Annotated in this window: 22 protein-coding genes; 1 reads left to right on the plus strand and 21 read right to left on the minus strand. The window is 47.4% G+C overall.

Annotation, left to right across the window (positions count from 1 at the left end):
* Positions 1–122 precede the first annotated feature (122 nt).
* From PHU49_01900 to PHU49_01950, 11 genes are all read right to left on the minus strand, one after another.
* Complete coding sequence (locus tag PHU49_01900; protein ID MDD5242745.1) at positions 123–2,018, minus strand: PAS domain S-box protein; 1,896 nt, start codon at positions 2,016–2,018, stop codon at positions 123–125.
* A complete protein-coding gene (locus tag PHU49_01905) occupies positions 2,015–2,395 on the minus strand; it encodes a response regulator transcription factor (GenBank protein ID MDD5242746.1) in 381 nt (126 codons plus the stop codon). The genes PHU49_01900 and PHU49_01905 overlap by 4 nt, the downstream gene beginning before the upstream one ends.
* A 75-nt stretch (positions 2,396–2,470) precedes the next feature.
* Entirely contained in the window at positions 2,471–4,738 is a 2,268-nt protein-coding gene (locus PHU49_01910; GenBank protein MDD5242747.1) for a PAS domain S-box protein, read from the minus strand.
* A gap of 12 nt (positions 4,739–4,750) precedes the next feature.
* On the minus strand, positions 4,751–6,313 hold the full coding sequence (locus PHU49_01915) for a response regulator (GenBank protein MDD5242748.1): 1,563 nt from the start codon (positions 6,311–6,313) through the stop codon (positions 4,751–4,753).
* Positions 6,310–7,359: a chemotaxis-specific protein-glutamate methyltransferase CheB gene (gene cheB, locus PHU49_01920; GenBank protein MDD5242749.1), complete on the minus strand. Its 1,050-nt coding sequence runs from the start codon at positions 7,357–7,359 to the stop codon at positions 6,310–6,312. The genes PHU49_01915 and cheB overlap by 4 nt, the downstream gene beginning before the upstream one ends.
* Before the next feature lie 28 nt (positions 7,360–7,387).
* Positions 7,388–9,661, minus strand: a complete 2,274-nt coding sequence (locus PHU49_01925) for a response regulator (protein ID MDD5242750.1) — start codon at positions 9,659–9,661, stop codon at positions 7,388–7,390.
* Between the two features lie 69 nt (positions 9,662–9,730).
* On the minus strand, positions 9,731–11,353 hold the full coding sequence (locus PHU49_01930) for a methyl-accepting chemotaxis protein (protein MDD5242751.1): 1,623 nt from the start codon (positions 11,351–11,353) through the stop codon (positions 9,731–9,733).
* Between the two features lie 54 nt (positions 11,354–11,407).
* Complete coding sequence (locus PHU49_01935) at positions 11,408–13,405, minus strand: methyl-accepting chemotaxis protein (GenBank protein ID MDD5242752.1); 1,998 nt, start codon at positions 13,403–13,405, stop codon at positions 11,408–11,410.
* A gap of 32 nt (positions 13,406–13,437) precedes the next feature.
* Positions 13,438–14,067, minus strand: a complete 630-nt coding sequence (locus PHU49_01940; GenBank protein MDD5242753.1) for a chemotaxis protein CheW — start codon at positions 14,065–14,067, stop codon at positions 13,438–13,440.
* A complete protein-coding gene (locus tag PHU49_01945; protein ID MDD5242754.1) occupies positions 14,055–15,584 on the minus strand; it encodes a tetratricopeptide repeat protein in 1,530 nt (509 codons plus the stop codon). Before PHU49_01945 ends, PHU49_01940 begins: the two co-directional genes overlap by 13 nt.
* The gene (locus PHU49_01950) at positions 15,581–16,090 is read right to left on the minus strand and encodes a chemotaxis protein CheW (GenBank protein ID MDD5242755.1); all 510 of its coding nucleotides are present in this window, start codon (positions 16,088–16,090) and stop codon (positions 15,581–15,583) included. Before PHU49_01950 ends, PHU49_01945 begins: the two co-directional genes overlap by 4 nt.
* 171 nt (positions 16,091–16,261) lie before the next feature.
* On the opposite strand from PHU49_01950, the gene PHU49_01955 reads away from it, so the two are divergent.
* A complete protein-coding gene (locus tag PHU49_01955) occupies positions 16,262–16,480 on the plus strand; it encodes a hypothetical protein (GenBank protein MDD5242756.1) in 219 nt (72 codons plus the stop codon).
* Positions 16,481–16,942: 462 nt separating this feature from the next.
* On the opposite strand, the gene PHU49_01960 is transcribed toward PHU49_01955, so the two are convergent.
* The 10 genes from PHU49_01960 to PHU49_02005 all read right to left on the minus strand — a co-directional run bounded on the left by PHU49_01960 (position 16,943) and on the right by PHU49_02005 (position 24,817).
* Positions 16,943–17,650 (minus strand): hypothetical protein, encoded by a 708-nt coding sequence (locus tag PHU49_01960; GenBank protein ID MDD5242757.1) that lies wholly within the window; start codon positions 17,648–17,650, stop codon positions 16,943–16,945.
* A 91-nt stretch (positions 17,651–17,741) separates the two neighbouring features.
* Positions 17,742–18,041, minus strand: a complete 300-nt coding sequence (locus tag PHU49_01965) for a gas vesicle protein (protein ID MDD5242758.1) — start codon at positions 18,039–18,041, stop codon at positions 17,742–17,744.
* 11 nt (positions 18,042–18,052) lie between these two features.
* Positions 18,053–18,586 carry a gas vesicle protein K gene (locus tag PHU49_01970; GenBank protein MDD5242759.1) on the minus strand — a complete coding sequence of 178 codons (534 nt, stop codon included), beginning with the start codon at positions 18,584–18,586 and terminating at the stop codon, positions 18,053–18,055.
* Entirely contained in the window at positions 18,580–19,404 is an 825-nt protein-coding gene (locus PHU49_01975; GenBank protein ID MDD5242760.1) for a GvpL/GvpF family gas vesicle protein, read from the minus strand. Before PHU49_01975 ends, PHU49_01970 begins: the two co-directional genes overlap by 7 nt.
* Before the next feature lie 4 nt (positions 19,405–19,408).
* Positions 19,409–19,672, minus strand: coding sequence for a hypothetical protein (locus PHU49_01980; protein MDD5242761.1), 264 nt, complete (start codon positions 19,670–19,672; stop codon positions 19,409–19,411).
* A gap of 12 nt (positions 19,673–19,684) precedes the next feature.
* Positions 19,685–19,921 (minus strand): gas vesicle protein GvpG, encoded by a 237-nt coding sequence (locus PHU49_01985; protein ID MDD5242762.1) that lies wholly within the window; start codon positions 19,919–19,921, stop codon positions 19,685–19,687.
* Positions 19,922–19,937: 16 nt separating this feature from the next.
* Positions 19,938–20,696 carry a GvpL/GvpF family gas vesicle protein gene (locus PHU49_01990; GenBank protein ID MDD5242763.1) on the minus strand — a complete coding sequence of 253 codons (759 nt, stop codon included), beginning with the start codon at positions 20,694–20,696 and terminating at the stop codon, positions 19,938–19,940.
* A 118-nt stretch (positions 20,697–20,814) separates the two neighbouring features.
* Entirely contained in the window at positions 20,815–21,582 is a 768-nt protein-coding gene (locus PHU49_01995; protein MDD5242764.1) for a GvpL/GvpF family gas vesicle protein, read from the minus strand.
* The gene (locus tag PHU49_02000; protein ID MDD5242765.1) at positions 21,582–22,622 is read right to left on the minus strand and encodes a GvpL/GvpF family gas vesicle protein; all 1,041 of its coding nucleotides are present in this window, start codon (positions 22,620–22,622) and stop codon (positions 21,582–21,584) included. Before PHU49_02000 ends, PHU49_01995 begins: the two co-directional genes overlap by 1 nt.
* Positions 22,619–24,817 (minus strand): CDC48 family AAA ATPase, encoded by a 2,199-nt coding sequence (locus PHU49_02005; protein MDD5242766.1) that lies wholly within the window; start codon positions 24,815–24,817, stop codon positions 22,619–22,621. The genes PHU49_02000 and PHU49_02005 overlap by 4 nt, the downstream gene beginning before the upstream one ends.
* Positions 24,818–24,935: the final 118 nt, after the last annotated feature.

Genomic DNA, 24,935 nt, shown 5'->3' on the forward strand with positions numbered 1-24,935 from the left:
TGTAATACAGGTCCTGCTTTCTCAGAAAGATTTCATTAAACCGATTAGAGTGAGGATTCATTTTAATACTTCCTTTTATAAAAAGTCACATTTATACATCCGGGTTTTTTCACTCGGTCCTCCTATTCAAAACTGAATCCTTTTTCCTTGAATACCTTTATACAGGCGCCCACTGCCGCATTGTCATAGAGCACGCCCCTGTTTTTTCTGATCTCATCAAGGGCGGCGTCTATGCCCCGTGCAGGACGGTAAGGACGGTTGGAGGCAATAGCTTCAACAACATCGGCTACCGCGATGATCCGCGCCTCCAGTATGATCTCTTCTCCCTTCAATCCCTGGGGATATCCTGAGCCGTCAAGCCTTTCATGGTGCTGGAGCACTATTTTGGCTATGGGAGAGGGCAACTCAACGTCTTTCAATATATCGTATCCTGTCTGAGGGTGAACCTTGATAAGACTGTATTCTATATCTGTGAGTTTAGTGGGCTTGCTTAATATCTCAGCGGGTACCGACAACTTCCCGATATCGTGGATGGTGCCTGCCATCCTGATGTTTCCAATCGTATCATTTGAAAGATCCATCTCCTGTGCAATACTGCGGGCAAGGCTTGACACCCTTTTCTGGTGGCCTGCGGTATAAGGATCCCTGGTTTCCAACATCAGTGATATGACCTGAATGGTACCGACTAAGCTCTTTCTCAGCCTCTCTTCTACCTGTTTGCGCTCGGTGATCTCCTCAACAGTCCCCTCGAAGTGGAGCACCTTGCCTGTCGCATCCTTCACGACATGGGAGTTGGTTGATGTCCATATGATGCTCCCGTCTTTCCGGTATACCTGCGCCTCAAAGCCATTGACCCTTCCCTTTCCTTCAAGGATTTCCCGATACCTCTTCCTGTCTTCAGGGTTTAAGTAGAGTTGTTCACCAACATTGGTAATGCTCGCCACCATCTCTTCCGGAGATGAGAATCCGTGGATATGTGCCATCGCAGGGTTTACACTGATAAAATGTCCTTCAGGTGTTGTCTGGAAGATACCCTCGGTAATATTTTCAAAGATGGAGCGGTATTTCTCTTCGCTTTCCATCAACTTCTCCTCAGAGGCAAGGAGCGCAAAGGCTTGCTGCAACACGACACGCTTCCGCATAAACACCATTGCGAAACCCATGAGCAGATAGAGGATGAAAGCGGTAATAGCCGTATGAATAAAATTGGAGGAAAGCGAAACGAGTGTCGCGCCCTTCTCTTTTTCAACCACAACAATCCACATAAATGCCTTCACAAGGGCACTCGCGGTGATCACGTCGCCTGAAAATGAAAAGGGATATTTTACTACATCTTTTTCATGAGACAACCTGTTGCTGCAGATAATATTCCCCATCTGGTCTATGATGGTAATCTTTGTCGCTTCATCAGGTATAAGCGGCTGTATATCATTCACAAGAACATCCGTGCGGAGAGCAACGGACAGTATACCAACTGTGTTCTCTTTCTCATCAAAAACAGGGACTGAAAAGACAATGGCAGTGCCTTTTTTGCCGGCAGTTAATTGAAAAACACCCGACACGTAGGGTTGCCATCTGTTACTTACGCCCTTGTACCAGTCACGATACGAAAGGTCTTTATTGATCGTCCCGGGGAAATAGGGATAATTGACCCAGAGGACACCGTTAAGATCTGTTATGAAGATCAAGTCGATTTTAGGGTTGTTCTTTTTTATGTCGGCAAGATGTGTTGTTGCGGCCTCGAAACCCTTCTTTCTCACTGCATCAATGAATGAATGTCTTGTTGCGTATGACTGGAGTACCCCGATCATCGATTTGTCATACTCCTCCATCATATGCGCAATATGATTCGCAATAGTGTTGTTTAATTTGCCCGTATCCCTTATTGCATCCATAACGTGGACATATTCAATATTAAAAGCCATGGCGAATATGGTGACAAAAAGCAGTAACTGGATCAAGAAAAACAGCCTTGGTTTTTTGATCCAGTTCATCAAGTGTCTGGAGAGATCGATCATATTGCTAAGTCCTCATTTTTAAGTAATCTTTTCAATAAGGGCTTTAGTTCTTTATGGATTAACTGCTTTAAAAGATAGTACGAGGCCCCTGCCGATTCCGCATCTCTGCGCAGTTTTATATCGTCAAACCCGGTCAGCATGACAACCCTGGCAGATGGCAAAAAACTCTTAATATGTTTTGTTGCCTCAATACCGTCCATCCCGGGCATGCTGATATCCATAAAGATTACATCCGGCTCAGTTGCCCGTGCGAGAGCGATACTCTCTTCACCGTTTGACGCCTGCAGCACCTCACAATCAGGGAACAGTATGTCTAATAATGCCATGAGTAACGACCGTATTGGTTCATTGTCATCGACGATCATAATTTTTGCCATTCATATCCCCTTTATGCGATAGTCCGCAATACCGATCTAAAAGAAATCCTGGTGCTGTGCCTTATGTACAACGATCTATTCAAACTTAAATCCCTTCTCCCTGAATAGCCGTACACAAGCATCAACGGCACCGGGATCATAGAGAATACCCTTGTTCTTTACTATTTCTTCAAGGGCAAGATCTATCCCAAGGCTCGGACGGTAGGGACGGTGGGAGGCCATGGCTTCAACAACATCAGCAACAGTTAATATCTTTGCCTCAAGGAAGATCTGCCCATTCCTGAGGCCCTGGGGATAGCCGGAGCCATCGATCTTTTCATGATGCTGACGCACAAAGGCAGCAACAGGCCAGGGGAACTCTACATCCTTAAGTATGTCATATCCCGCCTCTACGTGCGTCTTGACAAGCTCGAACTCTATTTCAGAGAGCTTACCCGGTTTACTCAGGATCTCTGCCGGGACATATAATTTGCCGATGTCATGAATGAGACCTGCCATCCTTAAACCCTCAATCTCGTGTTCAGTGAGGTTCAATGCTTTGCCTATCGCAAATGCAAGATCGGTGACCCTCCTCTGATGGCCTGCCGTATAGGGGTCACGAACCTCGACGGCATGCGCCATAACGCTTATCGTTCCCCCCATCGCCCTTTCCAGTTTACCCATACTCTGCTTGAGAGCATCTTCTGCCTTTATCAGTCCCGTGATGTCGTTGCACGCCACAAGACACTGACCTGATGCCATTTGTACAGGTCTGAACTTGACAACCTTTCTTGACCCATCTTTGCACGTTACTTCAAAAGTTTCCGAGATTTGCTCCCCTGCCTTTAATTTCTCTATATCTGCTTTCCATGCAGAAGCCACGGAGTGCCTGTATGCAGGATCAGGATACACCTTCTGAGACCAGGTTTTGCCGTTGGGAACATCATAGGGTGTATAACCGAACATCTCTTCAAATGCAGCGTTGAAGTACTGAAAGTCTCCATCCTGACCGATCATAATCATTCCGAAGGGTGCGTTGTCAACGAGGGATAGGAATTTCTGCCTTTCCGTAATGATCCTTTCTTCGGCCTTTTTCCGTTCTGTTATATCTTCGATGGTACCTTCGTAGTATAGGATCTCCCCATCTTTGTTACTGATTTTCCGTGCATTCATTGAAACCCAGAAGGTGGCTTCGTCCTTCCGACGCAGTTCCGCCTCAAAATTGTTTACCACGTTTTTTTCATGCAAGAGGCTCCTGAATAGATCTCTCTCTTCCGGCCTGACGTAGAGTTCTTCTTTTATAGATTTAACTGTGGCAATCAACTCTTCCGGTGTGTCATATCCATACATCCGGGCAAGGGCGGGGTTGGCTGTGATGAAAAGGCCCTCAGGCGTGGTCTGGAAGATACCTTCTACGGAGTTCTCGAAGATGCTGCGATACTTCTCCTCTGCCTGACGTATCTTGTCGTATAACCAGGAGCTCTCCAACACGGGCGCAACAATACTTATCAGGATGCTCAAGCCCTTTATCTGGCCCAGCGTGAAGGCACGCCGGCTCTGCGTGGTGTTCACATTTAATACTCCGAGCAGATTGCCACCCGCGATGATGGGCATTGATACGGCGCTGTTTATGTCTTTCCTTGGGTTAACCGGCTTGAAACGGGCATCCTCAACCTTGCCGTTGAGTGTAACCAACTGGTGATTTCGTGCAACCCAGCCTGCGATGCTATCGTCCATGGGTACCCGTGTCCCTATGAATTGCTCCAGATGTTTCCCCTTGGCTATAGCAATGTAGAGCTCGCTTTTGTCGTCTTCTGCGGTAAGCATGATGGATGCCTCATCGGCCTGGCACTGCTGGAGCGCAGCATCTAAAAGCTTATTAAGGATCGTCCGGATATCGAAGGGGAAGGCAACCAATGTTGCCAGTTCGTGAACCGCTACTGTTTCCTGCAACTGGATATTTTCAAGCTTAAGCCGCCGCACCTCCATTGCCCGTGTAATAAGCGGCAGCAGGAGATTTATCCTGAAAGGTTTAAGTATATAATCAAAGGCGCCCGATTGCATAGCTTCCACGGCGGTCTGCACAGTACCCTGGCCTGTCATGATAATACTTATTATGTTGCGGTCTATCCCGAGGGCAGACTTAAAAAGGGTTATTCCATCCATTCCCGGCATCATAAGGTCGGTGAGTAATACGTCAAAATCCTTGTGCTTCAGGACTTCGAGGGCCTTTTCGCCTGATGTAAAGCCTGTTGTCTCGTATCCCTTTCCTGTCAGGGTTTCGCAGAGAACGGTCATCAACTCCTGCTCGTCGTCTACTATCAGGATACTGCCTAAATTGAATTTTGATGTCTTTTCCGCCATGATTTCTGCTCCTTATTCATCTAATTTCTCCTCACGAAGACTGCCAGAGGTGGCTGAGTTCAATGAGGACGGGAAGACAACACGAACTGTTGTGCCCCTTGGAATTTCGCAACTGCTTTTAATCTCGAACGTTCCTTTGTGGCCCCGAACAACACGTCTGCAGATTGCCAGTCCCAGGCCCGTGCCCTTCCCCTCCGGTTTCGTGGTAAAAAATGTTTCCATCATCCTGAGCAGAATCTCAGGCGGTATGCCCATACCCGTATCGGCAATCTCAATAACGACAAAGGCTCTGCCTTTGGGATCGGGGCTGACAATTTCAGATTTCAGATTTGAGATTTGAGATTTTTCAATTCTGTTCTCTGATCCCTGGTCCCTGACCTCTGACCCCTGACCCCTGACCCCTGTTTCCTGATCCCTGCCCTCTGACCCCTGTGTATACGTGCGGATCGTAAGCGTCCCACCCTCGGGCATGGCGTCGCTCGCATTCGTGAACAGGTTCAGGAACAACTGTCTCAATTGCTGACGGTCTGCATGGATTTTCGGCACGTCGGGCGCAAACTCCCGTATGATCTTTACATTGTATTTGCGTAAGTGGTAATGAACAAGTTCGAGGGTATTTTCTATCTCTTCACAGATATCCACCGTAGAGGTCTGCGGCTGCCCCCGGCGGCTGAACAGCAGGAGGTTGGCAACGAGCTTGCCCATTCGTTCAACTTCCTGTCCAATGATCTCCAGTTCCCGCAGGTACGGGGCATCCCCGGATATTTGGGCCGTCAAGGATTCGAGCCGAAGGCTGACAATGGCAAGCGGATTGTTCAGCTCATGGGCAATGCTCGCCGCCAGTTCCCCCATTGTCGCCAGCTTCTCCACCTGCAAAAGCTGCTGGGATATAATCTTTATTTCTTCGCTTTTTCTCTCTATTTCCACTGTTCGCTCGGTAACCCGGTGATCCAGCTCCAAATTCAATTGAAGCAATTCTGCATTCGTCTTTTGCAGTGTATCACGTAAGGCAAAAAGTTCTTTATTGACTTCATCAAGTTCACAATTTTTTTCAATAGCGTTCTCGTAAGTTGAGAGAAGCAGGTTTATAGCCTGGACACGGTCCGATTTAATGTAGTGTCTGTCTCCGGCAAAATAAACCTCTATTCCTTGCTCAGAGTCAGCCGATTGGAGGAATTCCCGGTTGGCAAGTACATGCTCTACACGCGATAGGATGAATTTATCCTTGTATGGCTTCGTTATAAAGTTGTCGGCGCCGCATTTAAGACCGTTGACGACCTCTTCCGGATTGGAAAGACTCGTGAGGAGTATGACCGGTATTGTGCTGAGGGTAATGTCATCCTTGATGATGCGGCACAATTCGTATCCGTCCATGACCGGCATAATGATATCGCTGATGATGAGATCCGGCTTCTCGTTCTTAAGCAACTCAAGGGCTTCCTTACCGTCTTTTGCTATTGACACATCATACCCGTGTCCAGAGAGCAGGTGCTCGAGCCTTGCTGCCTGCGTCAGGCTGTCTTCAACGACAATAATGTGCACTTTTTCTTTCTCTGTATGTTCTGCTACTTTCATTTGCCACCTACCAGTCTTTTCAGCAAGATTGCAATTGCCTCCGGAGAAAGGACATGCATGGCCGCGCCGAGGGCAACCGCCTCTCCGGGCATACCATAGATCACACTCGTCTGCTCATCCTGGACAATGGTCACAGCCCCTTTCTCTCTCATGATCTTAAGTTCCCTCGCGCCGTCCTTCCCCATGCCTGTGAGCAGCATGCCGATCGCGTGTTCCCCGAAGACCCTTGCTACAGAACGAAAGAGGTGTGAGACGGAAGGGCGCAGACCATTTTCGGGTTCCCCATTGTTCAGAATAATCCTCTTGTCAGCATCTACCTCCATATGAAATCCATCCGGTGCAACGTAGGCATGCCCGGGTAAAGGTGATTCACCTTGCTCGGCAACTTTTACATGGAAGCTGCAAGAATTCGACAACCAATCCGCAAAACCCTGAACAAATCCCGGTGCAATATGCTGGACAATAAAAAGGGGAGCGCGAAAGTCTTTCGGCAATCGAGACAAAATCGCTTCTACCACTGGCGGTCCGCCTGTTGAGGCTCCTATGGCAACGGCTTTTATATCTGTTATCGTGTGCGCCGGTTCACTGACCGGTGAAATGACGGGGATGTATTTTTTTAATGTTACTTGCGGCCGCCGTCTGACCACCTTAACTTCCGACATAAGTTTTACCATCTGGATGAGTTCTTTCACCTGGTCTTTATGGTCCGGATGCATAACACCAACAGGCTTTCTAACGGCTGCAAGGGCACCGGCCTCCATTGTCATGAAGGTCTTTTTCACCTCATTGGGGTCCCAACTCGCGCTTACAACCACGATTGGTGTGGGTGTAGTTTCCATGATGATTCTCGTTGCCTCGTATCCGTCCATCTTTGGCATGTTTATGTCCATCGTCACGATGTCAGGTCTTTTATCTCCGACCCCCTTAACGGCTTCTTCGCCGTTGCTTGCCGTTCCTACAACCTGAATATCGGGATCAGAAGAAAGGATGTAAGTCAAAAAGTCCCGAACGACCTGTGAATCTTCAACGATGAGAACCTTTATCATTTATAACTCCTGCTTCAACTTTCAACTCTTATATCAGTCTTTTAATCACTTCCAACAGATTGCTTTGATCAAAACTGCTCTTTACAATATAGGCGTTTGCGCCAACATCGATGCCACGTTCCCTGTCCTCACGCGATTGAAGCGCGGTCACCAGTACAACCGGCAGTTCCGAAAGTTTCTTATCGGAGCGGATTTTAGCGGTGAGATCGAATCCATTCATCCTCGGCATATCCACGTCCGAAACCACCAGATCAAATGCACCCTCCTTCAAGGTGGTAAATCCGTCGATGCCATCCACAGCCGTCCTGACATTGTATCCGGCTGATTCCAGAATATTTTTCAACAAGGTCCGGGCGGTAATGGAATCCTCAACCACCAGAATAGTTTTTTCTTCCAGTTCAACCTCTTCCGTCACCCCAGTAACCATGGCAGGAACAGCTCCAACTTTGATTGCAGTTTCCAATAAATCAGGGATGTTTAGAATGAGCACCGTTTTACCAGACCCCAGGATCGTAGCACCAGCGATGTTGCGCACGCGGGAAAGTTGTTTGCAGAGGCTTTTCACCAATACTTCCTGCTCGTTAACCACTTCATCCACCGTAAAAGCAATTCGCTTCTCCGCAGAAGCCAGGATTACCGCGGTCAAGACATGTCCGCTGTGCGCGCCGGCGGCATCGCCTGCAGCAATCTTCCGGGGCATCCCCAAAACATTACTGAGCTTTACCAGCAAAATAGTCTGCCCGTTAAACAGAATCGTCTCCCGGTTTTCCACTGTTTTGATCTCTTCACGGTTCATCTTGATTACCATGTCCACACTTGTCGTAGGTATTATGAACAGGTGATCATTTTCCCGAACCAGAACCCCGCGAAATGTGGCCAGGGTCATTGGCAGCGTTATCCGAAACGTGGCACCCGCATCAGAACGTGTATCCAGAGAAATGGCGCCCCCCAATCTTTCCGCACGCTCGCGGACAATGGCAAGACCAAGACCTCTCCCGGAGATGTCGGTGACAATAGGACTGGTGGATATTCCCGAGCAGTAGATCAGCGACATTGTCTGCGGTTCGCTTAACTTCCCTGCTTCCTCAATGGAAATAACACCGTGTTTAAGCGCAGCCTCCCGAACTCTGGCAACATCGACACCCGCGCCATCATCAGAAATGGCCATCTCAATGTTGCTGCTATCCTTCGGTGAAATGGCGATGACAATGGTTCCGTGAGCCGGCTTTTTTTTCCCGATCCGTTCGTCCGGCTTCTCTATCCCATGGTCGATGCAATTTCTCACCATATGAATAAGAGGATCCTTCATCTCTTCCAGAATGCGTCTGTCTATTTCGACCTCTCTCCCTCGAATAACCAGTTCAATATTTTTCCCTTGCTCCCGCGAAAGATCGCGCACCAGCTTCGGAAAGATCTCGAGCAGTGATGAAAAAGGGAGCATCGATGCACGCTTCATACCATCAAGTAGATCGTCCACCATTCGTCCATGAGAACGATTGTCATACTCAATTGACTTTGCCAGGGTGCCGAGCTTACCTTCCAGGGATTTGATATAGCTATCATTCCATTCAAGGAATCCCAGTAATCTTTTAAGCTGCCCGTTGTTTTTCCCTTGTTTTTGTTCACCATTCTTCTCAAGTAATCTACGGACCATTCGCATGTCCGGGTAGATTTTCGTCCATTCTTTTTTCCATAGATCCAAAGTGGCGTTTATATCTGCGAGGTCGGCGGTACGCTGACTCGTTGCCAGTTTCACCAAAAGTAACTCTTCAGCCTGAAGCAACAGGGTATCCAGCTTTGTCGTGGATATCCGTACCGTCTCCGTTGCAACCGGCTTCGTGTAACCAACCTCCTGTCTTGCCTCTTGTTTCCCACCTACCACTCCTTGGTCCTTGATCCCTGCCCCCCAATCCCCGATCCCCGTCCCCTTGGCTGCCTCTTCAAGTTTCCCGATCAACTCTGCTTCCTTTGATTTCTCGTCGGCCGTGCGTTCCGCCTCACCGGCGGAAAGAAACCGACGCAGACCGTCAACCGTCTCATGGAGCAGGTCAAACAATTCCGCAGACAATGTAATTTCGTTACGCTTCATGGCAGCAAAGACGCTCTCCAGGGACTGGCAGATCATCTCGATCTCCGTAACGTTGACAGATCGGGCTGCGCCCTTCAGGCTGTGCGCCTCGCGGAAGATATTCTCGATGGCCTTCGCCCGCCTTTGTGCATCAGACGTTTTCTCCACCTCAACGAGAAGGGAAGACATGGCACTTATGTGTTCATCGGCCTCGATTTTAAAGGTTGCCAGCAATTTTTTCAGAAAGTCATCTTTCATTGTCCAGCCCTCTCGTTACCTGACCCCTGATCTCCGGTCCCTGTTCTACGTCTCATGCCTTTCCAGGAGTTGTTTGAGTTTCTGCCCCAGTTCCTGCAGGTTCTGCGCTGCCGCCTCAACCTGCCGGGTGCCGGCCACATTCTGCACGCTCGCCTGGTTGATGCTTTCCATCGCCAGGACCACCTGATCCATCCCCGCCAGCTGTTGCTGGCTCGATGCTGCAATTTGAGTTGATGCCTTCACCGCCTCGGTAATACTGTCCGCCAGCATCATGATGGCTTCTCCGGATGTGGCCGCCTGTTTCACACCTGCTTCTACAGCCTTGCTTCCCTGTTCCGTTACAATGACCGTAGAATTTATACCTTTTTGCACGTCGCTCAATATGGTTCTGACCTGTGCCGTAGCCCGCTTGGATTGCTCTGCCAGGCTCTTTATTTCCTGTGCCACCACAACAAAACCTTTACCCTGCTCGCCGGCTTTAGCCGCCTCGATGGCGGCGTTGACTGCAAGGAGATTTGACTGTTCGGCAATATCGTTGACAGTGGCCACCGTTTCGCCGATCGCATGGCTCTGCTCGCTCAGCCTGACAACCGTTTCGGCAATGGATTCCATCTGCCCCCGAATATAGTTCATGCTTTCGACGGTCTGTTCCAGGGATTTTTTTCCATCCTGCGATACCTGAAACGTTTTCTGGGCACTGTCGGAAACAGACCTGGCCTTTTGGCTTGAAAGCACTGCCGTCTGCTTCACCTCCTCCACAGTCGTTGTTGTCTCGTTCACTGCTGTAGCCGCCTGGGCAGCGGTAGATGCGAGTTCTGCGACCGTTGCCGTAATTTCGCTGGAAGAGGTAGCCAGGACGCTAACCGCATCTTTCACCTCCCGTAATAAATTGCTCAGTTCATCAGCAATCCGCTGACGTTCGGTCAAATCTCTGAAAACAGAAAAGATGTATCCGAGCACAACAAAGTAAGCGATCAGACGCAACAGATGCCAGAGCCACCATTCAGAACCCCACGGATGCCCGAATGGGAATAACAGCCCTGCCGAAGCATTCAAAAAACAAAAGAAGGCAAACAGGATTTCTTCCGCTTCCCCGTTGGTCCAATAACGGACAAGAAAGAATATCGCCGCCACTATAAAAAAGATCCCCCCAAGAACGTTGACGACTGAGGCGGTCAGGGTAAAATTTCCCTCCACAATCATCGGGGGCAGCTTCTCCACAAGGACAAGCGATAGTATCCCGATGATAATAGTCACCGTAGCCGTAAAAGCAGGAATACCTCTTGCGATCCTCGATTTTGCGCTTCTTAGAGGTATCCAGGCCATGCTGAACAAAAAACCACCAATCAGTATTGCCATGCTGTGCAGCCAGACAAAGTTATTGCCTGATCTGACGGACGCATGGAAGCCATCCAGAATGCCCAGACCAACCAACGCTGATGATATCCAGATATAATGAGAGATGTCTTTCTGCCGTTCTTCTTGAAACATGAGAAGGATCGCGAGAGACAGGCCGGCAAATAATCCTAAGGCCTCGAGGGCTGAATGAAAAGGCTCATTAAGCCATTTCCAATCAGGTATCAAGTACCTCAAAATAAAGGCTAAAATGAGGGGGAGAACCCCTCCCAGGAGTATGCTCCATAACACACCCAATTTAGACTTTTTCATCCGTACCCTCCTTTTTAGTTTGGTTTGCTTATGTGTTCATCTCCGGTCCCTGTTCTACGTCTCATGCCTTTCCAGGAGTTGTTTGAGTTTCTGCCCCAGTTCCTGCAGGTTCTGCGCTGCCGCCTCAACCTGCCGGGTGCCGGCCACATTCTGCACGCTCGCCTGGTTGATGCTTTCCATCGCCAGGACCACCTGATCCATCCCCGCCAGCTGTTGCTGGCTCGATGCTGCAATTTGAGTTGATGCCTTCACCGCCTCGGTAATACTGTCCGCCAGCATCATGATGGCTTCTCCGGATGTGGCCGCCTGTTTCACACCTGCTTCTACAGCCTTGCTTCCCTGTTCCGTTACAATGACCGTAGAATTTATACCTTTTTGCACGTCGCTCAATATGGTTCTGACCTGTGCCGTAGCCCGCTTGGATTGCTCTGCCAGGCTCTTTATTTCCTGTGCCACCACAACAAAACCTTTACCCTGCTCGCCGGCTTTAGCCGCCTCGATGGCGGCGTTGACTGCAAGGAGATTTGACTGTTCGGCAATATCGTTGACAGTGGCCACCGTTTCGCCGATCGCATGGCTCTGCTCGCTCAGCCTGACAACCGTTTCGGCAATGGATTCCATCTGCCCCCGAATATAGTTCATGCTTTCGACGGTCTGTTCCAGGGATTTTTTTCCATCCTGCGATACCTGAAACGTTTTCTGGGCACTGTCGGAAACAGACCTGGCCTTTTGGCTTGAAAGCACTGCCGTCTGCTTCACCTCCTCCACAGTCGTTGTTGTCTCGTTCACTGCTGTAGCCGCCTGGGCAGCGGTAGATGCGAGTTCTGCGACCGTTGCCGTAATTTCGCTGGAAGAGGTAGCCAGGACGCGGACTGTTTCTTTTATTTCTTGTAACAGATTGGCCAACTTGGTGATGTCACGGGCGGCAGCAAATACACCCTGCACCTCTCCAGCCTCGTTCTTGTATATGCTGGCATTGTAGAGCACATCTATGGTGCGGCCCGAGCTGTGGCGGATAGTAAGGAGATAGTCTTTGACGATACCCTGTGAAAAAACCTGCTTATACACCTCTCTCGCCTTTTCCGGTTCCGTAAAGTAGTCAGAGAAATCACTGCCGATCAGGCCCTCGCGTGAAACACCGGTTACCTCCTCGGTAGTCTTATTCACATCTGTTATCTTTCCATCAGGGCTGATTGTAATCAAAGGGTCAAGGCTTGCTTCGATCAGGTTTCGGGTATAGAGCGATGCATCCCGTATCTCTTGCTCCATCTTCATCCGTTCGGAAATATCTTTGCTGAAGGAGTTTATCATAAGGCCTAATTCCCCTTCCCCCTTTTTATAAGCAGAAATATCTGCGGTCAGATCTCTTGAAAGAACCATATTCGTCGCAACCTTTAAAGGTCTGGTGATACTTAAGGTCAGAATGATGGCTACTGCCACAGACAGCGCTACGCCTACTACCCCAAAGATGAGCAGAGTCATGCGCGCAATGGCTTGGTCTTTTTCCGTCTGATCGTAACGCATGCTGTTGCGCTCTTCATTACGTCTTATAAGATTGTCTGCATGTTCTATCCATTGCCCCACTGCGGGGCCGGCCTTCTTAATCATCAAATCCAGGGCTTCAGCATGCTTGCCTGCCATGGCCAGATCAAGCACCTTATTGTTTAGTTGTCTTGATGCATCCTGAGAAGCCTTGATTTTGGAGATTATATCCCATGTCTCTGTATCGTCCTTTGCGGTTAATTCCTGGAGTTTTTCAAAATCGGTATCATATTTTTTCCTGGATTTATCAATCTTGTTTTTTATTTCCCGTGCCTTTCCGGTTTCTTTCAGTAACAGGACTGTGCGGAGGGCGATAGACACTTCTCTCACATCGTCAACCATATTGTTTGCCATAAGAAGACGGATATTATTAACCCTCACAATACGATTAAGATTTTCATGGCTGATATTTATGCTGTTCAAACTGGCCGCGATTACGGCAATCATAAGAACAAGTATAAGACCGAAGCCCAATCCAAGACGCTGCCCAATTTTCATGCTTTGTAACATCACAGATTCCTCCTTTGAAAAGATGAAATCTTTTAACCGGCATCTTCATGCACGATAATATTTTTGTCGGACAACAGTTTTCCTGCGTCCAGAACGGCCGCTCGCCCTCTCGTAACTCCCTTGAGATATTGTGCGCGAATGCCGGTAAAACCCGGAAGCGACTGTTGAATTTCGCTGAGCATGATATGGCGCGTGCCTAGCACGACATCGGCAAGGATGCCAAATTCCATTGAATCATCACGAATGATGATAACCTTATTGAGATCCGTCAAACCTTTTTCCGGAAGGTCGAAAAACTTCTTGATGTCGATGACCGACAGAATCTGACCGCGCACGTTGATGATGCCCAAGACAAACGGAGGCGTGCCAGGTACCGGTGTTAATTCTTTCATCGGGTAGACTTCACGGACATAGAACGATTCAATGGCGTATTCTTCATATGCCAGGCTAAATGCCACAACATCGATATATCCGGTATCGGTTTCCTTCTCTTCCCGTTCTTGTGACAGAGTCCTGGCTCTCTCTTTAAGGATCTTAATCTTCTCCTCTTGGGTCTTTGCACAACCTTGTTCCATGGCAAGCCGAGCGGTTTCAACGCGGCTATGTACCTGCCGCCAGTCTATACTACGCGCTGCTTTGTCTGTTTCTGCTATTTCAGGCATGTCAATCCCTTTTCCCGGCTGATTAATCCTACAATCTCTCCAAGTCTCCCGGCAGTAATCCCGTCTGATTCAGGTAATGTTTCATCTTGCCGACATTTCTGAAGCAGCATAAGCACATTCTTAAAATGTTTTTCCACCTCTTTTGGTTTCTCCAGCCTGCCCTTGAGGATACCCATTGCAAAGTGGGCCAGTATAAAATCCGGATCGAGATAGAGCGCCCGTTTCAAAGATGCGACCGCTTCTCCCGTAGCCCCCTGTTCCTGGAGGATTGTGGCACGCAGATAATGCAACCCGGAAACGAGCTTATCCGAGGCGATGGCTTTTTCACACCATCTGCGCGCCTCCATGAGTTCGCCCTGGTTGGCATAAGCGCGTGCGAGCAACGACAGGACCATCGCCATATCCTCATGATCCGAAACCAGTTCCAGAAGTTCCGGTATTGCTTCTCCATAGCGACCTTGTTCATAAAGCGCTTGTGCCTTTACATACGGCGGCGGTGCCTTTTCCGCTTCCTTTTCTTCAGCTTTCGACCGCTTCACTATCTTCGTTTCGCGCATCGGAACCATATCTCGTTTCATTGCAGAATCAACGCATAGCTTAACAGGCGCCTGGGCCTCTTCATGTGCAAGGGAAGGAATTGCGTGGTGAATATCTTTTGCCTCCCGGTGGCTTCCGTCTTTCTTGTAGAGAATAGCGTCTGAAAAACGCACGGCTGTAAATGGCGGCGATGGGATATAGGAACTTTCAACCGGATTGATAACCATCCAACCTTCATCCACAAGGGAACGGGACAAATTGTGAACTACTTTCTTCGCCGACGTTTCGGCAAAATACATAAGCACATTACGACAGAAGATGACATCCATGGCATTGGTCTGATTCGAAAGTGAGGGATATGAATCTTCAACCAGATTGAGATAGGAAAAGGTCACCATATCCCTGATCTCAGGCAAAATCTCAAACTGGTCTTTCCTCGACCTTTGGAAATATTTTTCCTGCACCCATTGGGGGCAGTCTCGAAATGACCACTTGCCGTACAACCCCTCCGACGCTTTATGAAGAAAACAGGGGTTGATGTCCGTAGCCAGGATCGAAATATTCCAGGCCTTCAGATCAGGGAACATTTTGTGGAGTAATATGGCAATGGAATATGGTTCCTCGCCGGTGCAACACCCGGCGCTCCAGAATCTGAGACTCTTTCCTGTCCTTCGACGGGCGTTAATCAGTTCCGGAATAACTCGCTCCTCAAGAACCTCAAATACGCGTTTCTCTCTGAAAAAATAGGTTTCTCCGATAGTGAGATAACTGGCCAGTATTTCAATCTGGTTCTTTGTGGGCGGCGACGAAGAAAGAAGCCAGTCTGCAAATGCGTCGTTATCGTTGAAATTTAAATCGGCGAGGGATTTCATTATTTTTCTTTCCAAGTCGGCCCACTTCTGCCTGGGGTAGGAAAGTCCCATGTAATGCTCCAAATAGTCGGCGAGCTGAAAAAGCGTGTCGTTGGAAAGGGTGCTCATTGGGTCTGCCCCTCTTTGATCGCTTCATCGAGTGTGTGTTCTTCTTCGAGCGAAAGGAATGTATCGGGGTCATGGATAAGGATCATCCCGTCTTCGAGTTTGACCACTCCCTTCACATATTCCATGCCGGGGAGCACCGATCCTCCATCCGTGCATTGATCCTGCGGCACATCGATGACGTCATCCACATTATCCACGGTAAACGCGATAGTCCTGCGTACGGTTTTGATAATGAGAAGCTGGTCGCTGAGTTCCGATTGACGCGCAGTCATAAGGAAGCGGCCCCTGATATCAACTACGGGGATCACCTGACCATGGACATTGATGATGCCCGCGACGATATCCGGCACCTTCGGAAGGGGCGTTATGGCAACGATCCTCTCAACCCGCATCACGGTTGAGAGTGGGACAGCAAACCGCCGGTCATCAAGGGAAAACGAAACGAGCTCGGACATCTCGCTTTCGACTCCGCCTGGTGTGACATTTTTTTCTTCTATCTCGATCATAGCGTATCTCGTATCTCGTGAAGCGTATCTTAAAGCCCGTATCTCGTGAAGCGTATCTCGTCATTCGTGAATAGTCATTAGTTAAAAGCCTATTCACCATTCACTGTCTTCATCACATTTCACCTTTTAAAATCATTGACACCATGCAATGTATCCGTTATTATTATAATTATGAAGACTGCTGTAATATCCGATATCCATGAAATGCTTCCTAAACTTCCTGCAAAGCGGATTCAAGAGGTAAGAGACTATATAAGTTTTCTTATCGCGAAAGAAAAAAAACATAAAATGTTTGTTAAGAGAGTTCTTGAAATCGAAAAAAGCTCCGATACCCTTGAGTTTGAATCCGCAGAAAAAGCAATGGAAGCAATCAGAAATTGGGAAGAATAGCTTGCCGAAACTTGTTTTCGAGAAACATTTCCTAAGGCTGTCAAAAAAGCTTGTTAAAAATTCATCAATCATTGATGCAAGATTAACAAAGGTATTGAAACAGTTACAGAATAATCCCTTTAACCCATCATTAGAGACACACAAACTTAAAGGAGAGTAGCAAGAGAAATATGCCTGTTTATTAACACCCGATTTATGTATCATCTTTAAATTAACCTCTGACACTGTTCACCTCATAGACATCGGTACCCACGATGAAGTCTATTAAAAACCTCGTGACTCGTAATTGGTAATTCGTAATTGTTTTAACTAATCACGATTCACGAATCACGGTCTTACCCGCTTCGCCGTTTACTGCCTTTTTTACTATTCACCATTCACTATTCACGGCCTTGCCCGCTTCACGTCTTCACGAATAATGGCCTTCACTTCATGTAAAATACGTTATGCGCAAGCATCAGATCACCTTTCTTGCAGTCTAACGTGGTCGAAACACCTGTCCGTCAGATACGCCCTCAGCTTTTCAACCTTTTCCTTATTGCTGCGGTAAAACGGCAGGAGTGTCTGATACTCCTTAACCTTGCTTATGTCCTTAATCTCCTCAACGGTAATGTCTTTTTGAAACCACTTCCTGACATTATGAAATGCACCGATAAACAGGATGCCGTTTTCCCCTTCCTGAAGCGTATCGTTTATCTGTTTCGCAATAAACTTATCCCTTTTATCTAAAAGATTGTTTTTAGCGAGCTTATACTTCATGGCTGCATCAAGCTTTTGCGCCCTGTTCTTCGCATGTGTTATCCTGAGAATCCAATCACGTTCCTCCTTGACAAGGTTAATATCTTCTGTCATTACAAGGATAGCGCCTTTCCGGATAAGTTCCGAGACAATCTGATAATTCCGGCTGCCTGTTTTAACGGCCTCCCGTACTATTGTCATCCCTAATTCTCCATCAGCCGCCATGCCGTCCTGGAATATTTTGAATCCTGACACCTCAATGGAATCAAAATAGCCGGCTATAGCATCCCAGAAGCCAAGGACAGTTTCCTGGTGCCTTTTCCAGAGTGTTTCCCCGAATTCCCTGAGCCCTCTTTTTGCAATATCCTCGCCCACGGAACCGAGATCCGCCTCTGTATGGATAACAGGAACGTATAGTAGTGTTCGTATCATAATAATTCAAGCTCACAGCCTTAATTCGAATGTCGGACATCGAATATCGCTTTAAATTCGAAATTCTATATTCGAAATTCTATATTCAGCTTCACTTTACCTTCTCTTCCAATCGCTTAATCCTCTTTTTCAATTCTTTTGCCTCGTCCTCAATAGCCTTTGCCTTTTTGCCATCGGATAGATATGAGTCCTGCTGCCACCAGTTGATCCCCATCTCCATCGCCTTATCAACGGATGCGATGAGCAGTCTTATCTTAATGGTTAAAAGTTCAATGTCGGCAATCCGTATCTGGATATCTCCCGCAATAACAATCCCTTTGTCCAGTACCCTCTCCAGTATATCGGCAAGGTTGGTAGCCTGTGTTGCATGCATCATCTGCTGTTCTGCCATAATGCTCTCCTTTATAGTAAATCTCCCAACGGGCCGAGATTCAGGTTCATATCTTTATCTTCAATGCCAAAGATCGCCTGGATTTCCTGCATCTTCTTCTTTACCGCCTTCAGGCTTAATCCGAGCTTTTGAATCTCTACCGGAGAAAGCGTTCCCTTCTTTACCCGCCTGAATGCCTCCTTCTCCATAAGCTTTCTTATCAACTCGACAATGGATAAAATGAGCTTCGCCAGACCCTGTTCCGTTTCCCTCGGGCTGTCCGCATTAATAAGCCTGGGGATATTTTCTTCAGCCTTTTTTATCTCTTTCTGCAATTTTTCGATATAAGCCCTGTCTTCTTCGGTCAATTCCCTTTCAGGGTTGCCGGGGCTTCTCCCGGATAGCTCTTCAGCCCTGGAAACCGAGGTGAGGATAAGCCTCAACCCCAGAAACACAAGGTCTACATCGGCTACCCTTATCATCATATCGCCATTGATCACCGCCCCCTTTTCCAGGACTTTGTCCAGCACATCAACCAGCGTCACCTTGTCACGTTTGTTCAACATGCCTTTTCTCCTCCGTTTGTAAAATTAAAAGGAGGCCAGGGGCCGCTGTATTCAAGGTTGATTCCTTTTGCTTTAAGGTCCTCGTCTATGTTCACAAGGGTCTTCTTAAATGAATCAACCTTATCTGTGTTGATTAAAAAGGCTGCATTGAGGACCATTCTTTCTGTTTTACCCGTCATCTCCCTGTCAAGAATTCTTGTTTTTACTGATTCTGCTGCCTCTTCCCCCAGTTTTCCGAAGAGTTTATCTAACATGGTGTCCAGTTCTTTGTTTACTTCATTGCAAACAGTCTCTTTCAATTCTTCTTCCATAAAATAGGCCATTCCGTCAGGCATAGAGATCATTTCTTTCTCTTTCAATTGAATTTTTTCACTTTTTTCTTTAACCGCTAACTCAAATCTTTCGCTATCCGTGAGGTATATCTTTACACTCCATTCCTGTTTTCCCCGAATCTTATTCAGCACCCTCTTCATCTTTTCATAGTCCCTGTTCAAGATTTCTTCCAGTCCTGTCTTGTTCTTAAAAATGATGCCGAATCTCATGGGGATCACATCCACAAGTCCGTCAGTCCCTCTCATGGCTTCTTCGATAACGTCTTCATGAATTACAACCTTTTCCTTGATCCAGTTAAGGTCCTCAAGAGCCTTCTTCTGTATTTCTTCGGATGTAAATCTTAATAAAGAAACTCTGCTGACAACGGCCTCCAGTTCGCGGTGAATGATGGTAAATACATCTCTTTTTCCATCAATGCTCCTTGTGCTGAATCCCGAAGCATCTTCGGTTTTTTCTCTTATGCAGTAAAGGTATAACCCATTCATTTTTTCATTCCTGTGATTGTTTTGCATTCATCCTTTCGTATGACTGAACATCCAGATTTTCATCAACCTTAATCTTATAGATATTGCGATCCTTCACCTTTGTCGGCAGTCCGATAGATTTAATGAATGAACTTTCTTCATAGACCTCGACCTCTCCTTCCCATCCTTCAGGTATCTTTGTTATTTTTATAACCTTAGCGTCTTCCACCGAAAGTGTTCTTTTCAAAAACCCGCTCATCGCCAGGGTAGCCTCATCAATATTTGCCATGCGTCATACCTCCTATTTTTCCTCTTCCTCTCCGTGGATTGCATTTAACCGTTTGAGAAGTTCCCTTTCCTGTCTTGTATATGTCTCTTCATCTATCTCATCCAGTTCAAAGCGTAACTGTAGTTCCATGAGCTGCTCTTTTACAAGCCCCTCATCCGACGTCTCTCTCTGAACCACATCGTTAATCCTCTCGCTCAGCCAGATGAGACCTTTTAATGGCGAAAGGACTATGTCATCTATAATAAACATCTTCGATCCTTGACGATTACATGGCCTCCATACTGATCACCAGATTAACAAAATTAAACGGCGGCAGGGTTCCCACATATTTAAACCTTACTTTGCTGCCAAACCTGTCTGCAAGCCCCTGAACTTCCATGTCAAATTTTTTCTCCTTTTCTTTTGTCACCAGAAAAGCGGCGTTAACGATCATCAGGTCACCATACGTATTGTTCGTTTTAACCTGTTCTGAAAGGGGCGATAGCCTGCTTAATGCATCCTCCTTGTGCGATTCTTTCTCCTTCCGGAGAGCAGCTTCAACCATCCTGCCGATCTCCATCCGCTGATAATAAGACTTTTCGGGTGACAGCAGTGCGATCTTCTCTTTCAGAGCCTTTATATCATCGTATTTTTCAAGAATTTCCTTATACACAAGGTCTTCCTTGAACATTATTTTCAAGCCGAGCTCCTTCTTGCCCTCCATATTTTTTAACAGCTCGACGAATCTGTGATGTTCTCTTTCCAATATCAGTCTTACCTTTTCCTCATCTTCAGCGATGGTCGCAAACCTGACCGGCAAAACCGTATGGGTTTTCATTACCTCTTCGATGACCTGTTCATGGGGAATCAGATGCTCACGGGCAACAGGATATTTCCTGACGGGCGATCTGCTCACTACAGCCCCGAGATCCTTAAAGGATAGGGTGTATACATCGTCGCCCCTTCCACCGATGCCTATGGCGCCAAAATGATGGGGCTCCTTTGACTCGATTATGCAGTATATGTATATTCCTTCTTCCGCCACTTTATCTTACCCTCCGCTCTCCGCAAAGAAGCCATTCTATGTTCAACGTTGAACTTTAAACCTCAAACTGCCTTTCACCTTCCACCTTTCACATTTTACCTTTCACTGTTCACTGCCTTCACTTCTCCCACTCTTCCTGATAGATGGTGATGTTGACAAAATTATACGGAGGCAGTGGTCCTACATACAGAAACTTTATCCTGTCTTTTTGCGTTTCGCTTAGCTCCTCCATAATGTTGTCAAATTCCTTTTCCCTTCCCTTGCTCACTAAAAATGAGGCATTCATGAACATCTCGTCGCCAAGGGTATTATTCAGCTTGCAATCAAAGGCTGGGACCTTGAAGGCGTCAACAATCTTTTCGGTTTCTCCATTCTTTTTGTTCTTCAAAGCAGCCTCAACGAGCTTGCCAAGCCGTACCCTTGCCTGTATATCCTTTTGTTCTGCTCCCCCTTTCAGTCTTCTCTTTATTTTTATGATCTCTTTGTTCTCCTCTGCGATCTCCTTAAAGATACTGTCCATATCTTTCCACAACCCCTTAACGCCAAGCTCAACCTTGTGATCCACGTCCCTCAGAAGATTCTTGAATTCCCTGTACCTTTTGAACAGAAGGCTCCGTATCTCATCAGTACTCGATGCAATCGTACAGAACCTCACCGGCAAAACAGTATATTCTTTCATCACCTCTTCAATAACCTTTTCATGGGCCAGGATATTTTCCCGGTTGACCACGAGTTTCATTAACGGGTGACTGCTGATTACCATTGCGAGGTCATCGGCCCCGATAGTGCCCACCTTGTCATCTCTGCCCCCGATGCCGATAGGACCAAAATCTCTGTCCTGCTGTGTGCTGATGATGCAGTATATATACTTACCCTCATGCTCCATTATTGTTCCTTTATCCTTACGATTATTGAATTCCCGGCAAAGTCTTCCTCTTCGAAAGAACAGCTTTCATGTTGGCAATACTCAGAGAGCAGCCCGTATGCCTTTGTGATTTCGCCATATTCCATTTCTGCTTCTGCCCTTTGCGTATCGTCGGATTGTGCATTAAATTGTTTGTCAGGATGATATACGGATGCGTAACTTCTATAGGCCCTTTTGATGTCATCTTTCGATGCACATACGTTGAGGCCGAGCTTTTTTCTTGCTCGGTCGATCTCTTCGTATTGCAGCTTTTTTATTTCAAGGACATAAAAGTTGTAAGGAGGAAGGGGCCCGATATACTTGAAATGGACCTTTCCGCTGAAACCGTTGTTTAGCTCATCCAGCCTTTCTTCAAAAGGAATACGGATACCGTTATCGATAAAAAAGGCAGCATTCATGATTGTCACATCGTCCGTCATTGTATATTCTTTCATGTCCCGGCAGAGGCCTTTTAATGAATCCTTTATGGTATGGGTGTATTCATCTTTTTTCTTATTCAAATAACCTTTAATGAGCACACCCATTTTTATCTGGTCATCGACTGTTACGCCTTCTTTCTTATTGAGAAGGGATTGTTTCAATGCCCTTACCTCTTCATTCCCGGATACCTCTTTGATGACCGTATTCAGATCAACCCAGGAAGCTATAACATCAATCTCCATCCTGCCTTCAACCTCTTTAAAAATCTCTTTAAACATCCGGTATCCCTTAGTCAGGACCTGCATAATCTCGTCTTCATTGAGAACATACGTCCCCAGTCTCATAGGGATGATGGTACATTCCTGCATTACCTTCTCAATCACCAGTTGATGCTGAATAAGGTGCCGTGCTGCCACATCGCCTGGCAGGTTTGTATAATCGATTATTCCGTTGTCGCTCACTACCGCAGAGACATCCCTATAGGGTACGGTGTAAATGCCGTTTGAGGTCAACAGGCCGGAACCCGCTGCATGGGATCCGGTATTCATTACGCCGTATATGTATTTACCTGTATTGTTCATATGTCATCCTGCCCCGTATATATGGATGCCTTCTGTTTTTGTACCAGTTGTAACGCCTCTCCGAAATGCCTCTTTGTTATAGTAAGTTTCGCCCTTGGAGTCTGGTTTATAAATTCCCTGATAGCCAGCATAGAGGCTTTCCGGCATAAAAACTCTATATCCGATCCAGCCAGATTGTCGGATTCCCTTGCTAATGCATGCAAGTCCACATCATTGCCGAGAGGTTTGTTTTGGGTGTGGATTTCAAATATGGAAAAACGTGCATCTTCGTCAGGGAAAGGGAGCTCAATGACAAGATCGAACCTTCCACCCCTCAGGAGCGCAGGGTCAATCATGTCGAGCCGGTTGGTGGCAGCCAGCACTACCACTCCCTTAAGTTCTTCAATGCCGTCCATTTCGGCCAGAAATTGGCTCACCACCCGTTCCGTTACGCCGGATTCCCCGATTCCCGAACCCCTTCTCGGGAGGATGGCGTCAATTTCATCAAAAAATATGATTGCCGGTGAGGCCTGTTTTGCCGTTTTGAATACCTCACGAACACCCTTCTCGCTTTCACCGACAAACTTTGACATGAGACTCGGCCCCTTTATGGAGATAAAGTTGACTTTTGTCTCACTCGCAACCGCCTTTGCAAGCAGGGTCTTCCCTGTACCGGGTGGTCCATGAAGGAGAATACCTTTTGGTGGTTGGGTACTGGCAGTTCTGAAGACATCGGCATATTTTATGGGCCATTCTACCGCCTCCTTTAATTCCTGTTTAATGTCCTCGAGACCGCCTACGTCATCCCATCGTACATCAGGCACCTCTACGAACACCTCCCGTATTGCAGAAGGCTCAACCTCTTTCATGGCGTCGAAGAAGTCGTCCATCGTTACTTCCAGTTTCAGGAGTGTTTCATAAGGGATTTCATCCACTTCAAAATCAATCTTAGGTAAAATCTTCCGGAGCGCAGACATGGCTGCTTCCCTTGCCAATGCCTCCAGATCTGCACCCACAAAACCGTGGCTGATCTCGGCCAACTTTTCCAGATCGACCCCGTTGGATGTTGCACCACTTCCCTGATGAGTTTCCCCTGATAAAGGCATGCCCCTCGTATGAATCTGCAGTATATGCAATCTCCCGTTTTTGTCCGGGATGGGGATTGAAATCTCCCTGTCAAACCTTCCCGGTCTTCTTAGGGCCGGGTCAAGGGTATTGGGAATATTTGTCGCTCCGATGACAATCACCTGTCCCCGCGACTGCAATCCGTCCAGAAGCGATAAGAGTTGGGCGACAACACGCCGTTCAACCTGTTTCTCACCGCCCATGTCTTCCCTCTTCGGTGCAATGGCATCGATCTCGTCAATAAAGATTATTGAAGGGGCATGCTTCTGGGCATCATCAAATATGCCCCTTAGACGCGCTTCGCTTTCCCCGTAAAACTTACCCATGATTTCAGGCCCGCTGATACTTGTAAAGTAGGCCTCGGTCTCGTTCGCCACAGACCGGGCGATCAACGTCTTTCCTGTTCCGGGAGGCCCATAGAGCAGTACGCCCTTGGGCGGGTCAATCCCGAGTCTCTCAAATATCTGCGGGTATTTCAGGGGCAGTTCAATCATCTCCCTGATTCTTTGAATCTGATGCCCCAGTCCCCCGATGTCTTCATAGGAAATCTTTGTAGTCTTCTGCTCTCCTGCCTCTCTCGATTCTATTTGTATCTGTGTTCCCGGGTTTATTACTACCACGCCATCGGGGTTCGTGCTCAAAACCTTGAAATCGCTTGACCGGGAACCGAAAAGAGTAACCCTTACCCTGTCCCCTGTGATTACCGGCAACCCTTCGATAAGCGTACCGATATACCTGACATCCCTGTCTTTTTGAGACAGGCTCGAAAGCGTCAAGGGGGAGACTGTGACTCTCGCTGCCGGTTTGTGGTTTACCTTCCGAATCTTCACCTTCTCGTCTATGCCAACCTTTGCATTTTCTCTCGTTATGCCGTCCATCTGTATGAGTTTCTTCCCCCTCTCTTCAACATAACAGGGCATGAGCTTTACGGGTGTTTTTCTTTTCCCTTCAATCTCGATAATATCGCCGACGTCTAATCCGAGCGCTTTCATATCTTCAGGGTCAATCCGGACAATGGCCCTCCCAACGTCCCTTGGTAATGCCTCTTTCACCTTAAGGGCCATAATTGCCTCTTTATTTTTCTCTTTCATTGTCTCTCCGATGTTTTTTTAAATGTTTTGAAGGGCTGTTTTCCCTCGCCTGGAGGCCTCCCCGATTTTGGGGAGACCGGCGAGGATTTGAAGTGGGTTGTGTTGAGGGGGCCTTGAG

The sequence above is a fragment of the Syntrophorhabdaceae bacterium genome (genome assembly GCA_028713955.1).
GTDB lineage: Bacteria > Desulfobacterota > Syntrophorhabdia > Syntrophorhabdales > Syntrophorhabdaceae > UBA5609.